The 6169-nt window shown below is 75.0% G+C and carries 2 protein-coding genes; both read left to right on the top strand.

Annotated features, from left to right (window positions below):
• The first annotated feature begins 937 nt into the window (after nucleotides 1-937).
• A complete protein-coding gene (locus tag BOQ63_RS43325; protein WP_078968689.1) occupies nucleotides 938-4927 on the top strand; it encodes a Pls/PosA family non-ribosomal peptide synthetase in 3990 nt (1329 codons plus the stop codon).
• A gap of 558 nt (nucleotides 4928-5485) precedes the next feature.
• The gene (locus BOQ63_RS43320; protein WP_223885861.1) at nucleotides 5486-6097 is read left to right on the top strand and encodes a hypothetical protein; all 612 of its coding nucleotides are present in this window, start codon (nucleotides 5486-5488) and stop codon (nucleotides 6095-6097) included.
• Nucleotides 6098-6169: the final 72 nt, after the last annotated feature.

Here is a 6169-nt window from a genome sequence, read left to right as displayed (position 1 = left end):
CGTGTCTTCGCGCGGTGGGGTGTTGTGGTGGCTGGGGGTGGGTGTGTTCGTGTGTGGTGGCCGGGATCGGGGTGGGGGCCGGGGTCGGGTGGGTGGTGGGTGTGTGGGGTGGGGCGGGGGAGTGGGTTGTGGGTGGGGGGGTGGGGGCGTGGAGGAGCCCGTCCGGGTGATGGCGGGTTGTGGAAGGCGTGCGTGGTGTCGCTGGCCGGTCGGGGCGTGGTGAGGGAGGGGGTCTCGGGCAGTGTCTGCATGGTCTTCCGCTCGGGGTGGAGGGGTCTCGGGTGGGCGGGTGGGGGTGGGCGCCGCCGTCCGGACGGCCCTTGTGGGGTCCTCGTACGGGTAGCAGGCCAGGCGTGTGGCGTGCAGGTTGGATCCGTGGCCGCGCACCGGACGAGCGGCTCACCGGGCGCTGCGCCGGCCGGTCCCCCGCGGTGGGACGGCCGGTGCGGCGCCGGGTGGTTCCTCGTCACCGCGGCCGGAAGGGGGCCGCTGTGCTGCACACCGTGTTCCCAGGAAACCTCCGCAGGGACAGCGGCGGCGGCACGGTCCCACACAAACGTGCGAGCGACGTGAACGGGTTGGTGATCCGAGGACCAGAACCCCCCGATTCGGTAGTCGGCCCCTCACTACCGGTACCGTTCCGGACGCCATGGTGTTCACCACGCGTCCCCCTGTCGTCACGGCCCCCGGGTCGGCGCCGATTACCCTTCACCAGCGAAAACGTTCGAAAACACCGAAATGACATTCGAAACGCACCGCTGCCGCCGAATTACGGCATCGATGATGAGAATTTTCTTTGACCGCACCTTCGCTGCATCCAGCCGACTCCCAGCGGAGTCATGGTGAGTGGGCGCGTCCCACCAGGTGACAACGCCGTCACCGCACGTAGCAAGCGATACGCGCCCCCCAGGAAAACGGAGCCGAGGAACCCACCCCCATGGACGTACGCCACGACACGGCCGGCCCACGCACGCTGCACCGCCCCCATCCCGGGCTCGCCGCGGGCTGGCCGGTGGCCCAGCCCGCCCACCCGCGCAGCCTGCTCGACGTCATCGCCGCCACCGCCGACGCGCACCCCCACGCACCCGCGCTCGACACCGGCACCACCGTCCTGGACTACCGCACCCTCCTGCAGGAGGTCGACGCCCTCGCCGGTGTCCTGGCCGGCCACGGCATCGGCACCGGCGACCGGGTCGGGGTCCGCATCCCTTCCGGCACCGCCGACCTGTACGTCTCCATCCTGGCCGTGCTGCGCTGCGGCGCCGCCTACGTGCCGGTGGACGCCGACGATCCCGACGAACGCGCCGAGATGATCTGGCAGGACGCCCAGGTCTGTGCCGTCCTGGGCGCCGAACGCCGTCTCTTCGCCGGCCCCGGCGCCCGCCCCCGCGGCCGTCCCGCCTGGCCCAACCCCGACGACGACGCGTGGATCATCTTCACCTCCGGCACCACCGGCCGCCCCAAGGGCGTGGCCGTCACCCACCGCAGCGCCGCCGCCTTCGTCGACGCCGAGGCGCGCATCTTCCTGCGCCAGCACCCGCTGGGCCCCGGCGACCGCGTCCTGGCCGGCCTCTCGGTGGCCTTCGACGCCTCCTGCGAGGAGATGTGGCTGGCCTGGCGCCACGGCGCCTGCCTGGTCCCCGCCCCCCGCGCCCTGGTCAAGGCCGGCACCGACCTGGGCCCCTGGCTGGTCCAGCGCCGCATCACCGCGATCTCCACCGTCCCCACCCTGCTCGCCCTGTGGCCGCAGGAGTGCCTGGACCAGGTGCGCCTGATCATCGTCGGCGGCGAGGCCTGCCCCGCCGAACTCGTCGAACGCCTGGCCGTGCCCGGCCGCGAGTTCTGGAACACCTACGGCCCCACCGAGACCACCGTGGTGGCCACCGCCGCCCGGATGCTGCCCGGCCAGCCGGTGCGCATCGGCGCCCCCCTGGACGGCTGGGAGATCGCCGTCGTCGACCAGGCCGGCAACCCCGTGCCCTGGTACGAGAGCGGCGAACTGCTGATCAGCGGCATCGGCACCGCCCGCTACCTCGACCCCGCCAAGGACGCCGAGAAGTACAGCCCCCACCCCGCGATCGCCTCCCCCCGCGTCTACCGCAGCGGCGACCTGGTCCGCAACGACCCCGAAGGCCTGATCTTCCTCGGCCGCGCCGACGACCAGATCAAACTCGGCGGGCGCCGCATCGAACTCGGCGAGATCGACGCCGCCCTCCAGGCCCTGCCCGGCATCCGGGCAGCCGCCGCCGCCGTGCGCAAGACCCCGGCCGGCGCCGACCTGCTGGTCGGCTACCTCGTCCCCCAGCCCGGCACCGGCCCCGACCTCGCCACCGCCCGCCAGCACCTGCTCGAACACCTGCCCGCACCCCTGGTACCGGTCCTGGCCCTCGTCGACTCCCTGCCCACCAAGACCTCCGGCAAGGTCGACCGAGGCGCCCTGCCCTGGCCACTGGCCACCACCGCCACCACCACCCACGGCCCCGCCGAACAACTGCACGGCACCGCCGGCTGGCTCGCCGGCCACTGGGAACGCCTGCTCGGCACGGCCCCCGCCGCCACCGACGACTTCTTCGCCCTCGGCGGCTCCAGCCTCACCGCCGCCCGCCTGGTCTCCGAACTGCGCACCCGCCACAACGGCGTCTCCGTCGCCGACCTCTACGCCCACCCCGTGCTCGGCGACCTCGCCCACTACCTCGACTCCCTCGCCCCGGCCCCCCGGGCCGCGGCAGGGCCACAAACCGCCACGACCGCCCACCCCGCACGAGCGGTACGCCCCACCCCGCGCAGCGCCGCCCTGTGGCAGACCCTCATGCTGCTCGCCCTGTTCGCCCTCGCCGGACTGCGCTGGACGATCGTCCTGGTCGCCGCCGACAACCTGCTCGGCACCCACCTGTCATGGGCCCCCCACAGCTCCTGGTGGCCCGTCGCCGCCGGCGCCGCCGCCTTCTACAGCGCCCCCGGCCGCACCCTGCTCGCCGCCGCCGGAGCCCGCCTGATCACCGCCGGCATCCGCCCCGGCAGCCACCCCCGCGGGGGCCAGGTCCACCTGCGGCTGTGGGCCGCCGAACGCTACACCGCCATGTTCGCCACCGCCTCCCTGTCCGGCACCCCCTGGGCCCCGCGCTACGCCCGCATGCTCGGCTGCCGCGTCGGCCGCGGCGTCCAACTGCACACCGCACCCCCGGTCACCGGACTGGCCCGCATCGGCGCCGGCGCCTGCCTCGAACCCGAGGTCGACATCGCCGGCTGGTGGCTCGACGGCGACACCCTCCAACTCGGCCACATCGACATCGGCGAAGGCGCCAGCATCGGCCACCGCGCCACCCTGATGCCCGGCGCCCGCATCGGCGCCGGCGCCGAGATCGCCCCCGGCACCTGCGTCACCGCCACCGTCCCACCCGGCGAACACTGGCACGGCTCCCCGGCCCGCCCCTCCACCGAGACCCGCACCCCCTGGCCCGCCGCCCCCGCCCGCCCCCACCGGATCTGGAACGCCGCCTACGGCCTCAGCCTCGTCCTCTTCGGCCTCGTCCCCCTCCTCTCCGCCCTGCCCGCCCTGTTCATCGTCTACCCGATGGTCGACAACGAGCACACCCTCGGCACCGCCCTGCTCCAACTGCTGCCGCTGACCGTGCCGCTCGCCGTCCTGACCGTCCTGTGCCACGCCACCCTGATAGCCCTGCTGATCCGCCTGTTCTCCCTGCCGCTGCGCCCCGGCTTCCACCCGGCCACCGGGGGCGTCGCGTTCTGCGCCTGGGCCGTCTCCGGTCTGAGCGACAGCGCCCGGCGCACCCTGTTCCCCCTCTACGCCAGCCTCTTCACCCCGGTGTGGCTGCGCCTGCTCGGCGCGAGGATCGGCCGCCGGGTGGAGGCCTCCACCGTGCTCGCCCTGCCCGGCCTGATGCGGGTCGACGACGGCGCCTTCCTCGCCGACGACACCCTCGTCGCCCCCTACGAGCTGCGCGGCGGCTGGCTGCACCTGGGCCGCGCCCGCGTCGGACGCCGCTCCTTCGTCGGCAACTCCGGCATCGTCGGCCCCGGCCGCTGGCTGCCCGACAACTCCCTGGTCGGCGTGCTCTCCGACACCCCCGCCCAGGCCCTGGAGGGCTCCTCGTGGCTGGGCCGGCCCGCCTTCGCCCTGCCCCGGGTGGCCGAAGGCGGCGGCGAGGCCCGCACCTACGAGCCGCCCAGGCGCCTGATGTGGGCGCGCGCAGGCGTCGAGCTGTGCCGGCTCGTCCCGGTGATCATCGCCGCCCTGCTCGCCGACCTGGTCTTCGCCGCCCTGCAGGCGATCCGCAACGGCTACGGGCTGGGCGTGGCCGTCGGCGCCGCCGGCCTGGTGCTGGTCGCCGCCGCCGTCGCCGCCTGCACCATCGCCACCCTCGCCAAATGGCTGCTGGTCGGACGCTTCCGGGTCGCCGAGCACCCCCTGTGGTCGTCCTTCGTGTGGCGCAACGAGCTCTACGACACCTTCGTCGAGGAACTCGCCATGCCCTTCGGCGGCGGCGCCATGACCGGCACCCCCTACCTGAACCTGTGGCTGCGCAGCCTCGGCGCCAGGATCGGGCGCGGCGTGTGGTGCGAGACCCACTGGCTGCCCGAGAGCGACCTGGTCACCGTCGGGGCCGGCGCCAGCGTCAACCGCGGCACCGTGCTGCAGACCCACCTGTTCCACGACCGGGTGATGCGCCTGGGCCCCGTCCACCTGGGCACCGGCTCCACCACCGGCCCGCACTCGATCGTGCTGCTCAACTCCTCCCTCGGCGCCAACACCACGGTCGGCCCCGCCTCCCTGGTCATGCGCGGCGAGAACGTCCCCGACGCCACCCGCTGGCTCGGCAACCCCGTCGCCGCCTGGAACGCCGACCCCACCCCGCCCCCCGGCCGCCGCGCCACCCGCGCCCGACGCCGCAGCCCTGTGACGTAGCCCACCCCGGGCACCGCAAAGGCGGTGCGGTCACGGTCCCCACCGTGACCGCACCGCCCTTTTCCGCTTTGCCCGCCCTTGGCGGGACACCGCCCAGGGCGCCCCGCCTGTGAAGGCCCGCGCACGAACCGGCCCCCCGGGGGGCGGGAGGCGAAGGGCGGCGCGAGGGCCCGTACCGTGGAGGTGGGCAGTACCACCCGCGGCCGCGGCCGCGAACGCTCCGCCCCCCGACCGTGGTGAACGGGACGGACCGCACGGACCGCACGGACCGGGCGGACGGGGCGGACGGGGTGGACGGGGCGGACGGGGTGGACGGGGTGAACCGGGGGCCGGGGCCGCCGGCGGCACGGCCGGGAAACGGCCCCGGCCCCGGGGGCGTTCCCGTACAGGGGGCATCGACCGCGCAAGCCCGTACGGCCGCGGCCGGCGCCCGGGCAACGCCTTCGGCAGCACGGGAAGCCGGGCCCGGCCGCCCGCCCCGACGGGAAGAGCGCCACCTTCGCCGGGTAGCCTCGCTCCCGGCGGGCGCCGACAGGCACAACGGACAGGGGCGGACGGATGACGCAGCAGCAGCGCGGCTACTGGCGGGACTCGGACGGCTCGCCCGTCGCCGTCAGCCAGGCGCACATCGTGTGGACCAGGGCGGCCTACCCGGCCCTGGTGGAGGTGGCACGCCGCTACCACGCGGTGATCACCTACGCCGAGCTGGCCGAGGCCGTCCAGCAGGCCTCCGGGGTGCGCACCAGCATCAACCAGCGGCACTGGATCGGCAAGGTGCTGGCCCTGGTGGTGCGCGAGGCCCACCGCCGCGGCGACCCGCCGCTGACCTCCCTGGTGGTGCACGCCGCCGACGGCATGGTCGGAACCGGCTACCAGGACGTGCTGGCGGTGGCCGGACAGCCGCCGATCCCGGACGAGATGGACCGCGAGCAGCACGCCGCCGCCGCCCGGCTGGCCTGCTACCGCCACTTCGGCGCCGACCTGCCCGCCGACGGCGGCATCCCGGCGCTGGCCCCGCGGCTGAAGACCGCGGCGACCCGCCGGAGCACCACCACCACCACCGTCGCCGCGGCGCCCGCGCCGCGCCCGCCGGCGATCTGCCCGACCTGTTTCCTGGAGCTGCCGGCGACCCGGGTGTGCGACTCCTGCGGAGCGGCCGTCGCGCCGTGAAACGCCACCTGTGAAACGCCACCTGTGAAACGCCAGCCGTCGCACGGCGGCCGTCACACGGCGGCCGTGCGA

This window comes from Streptomyces viridifaciens, assembly GCF_001888885.2.
Classification (GTDB): Bacteria; Actinomycetota; Actinomycetes; order Streptomycetales; family Streptomycetaceae; genus Kitasatospora; species Kitasatospora aureofaciens.
Note: the sequence above shows the minus strand (reverse complement) of the source record. Positions and strands in the feature narration are given on the sequence as shown.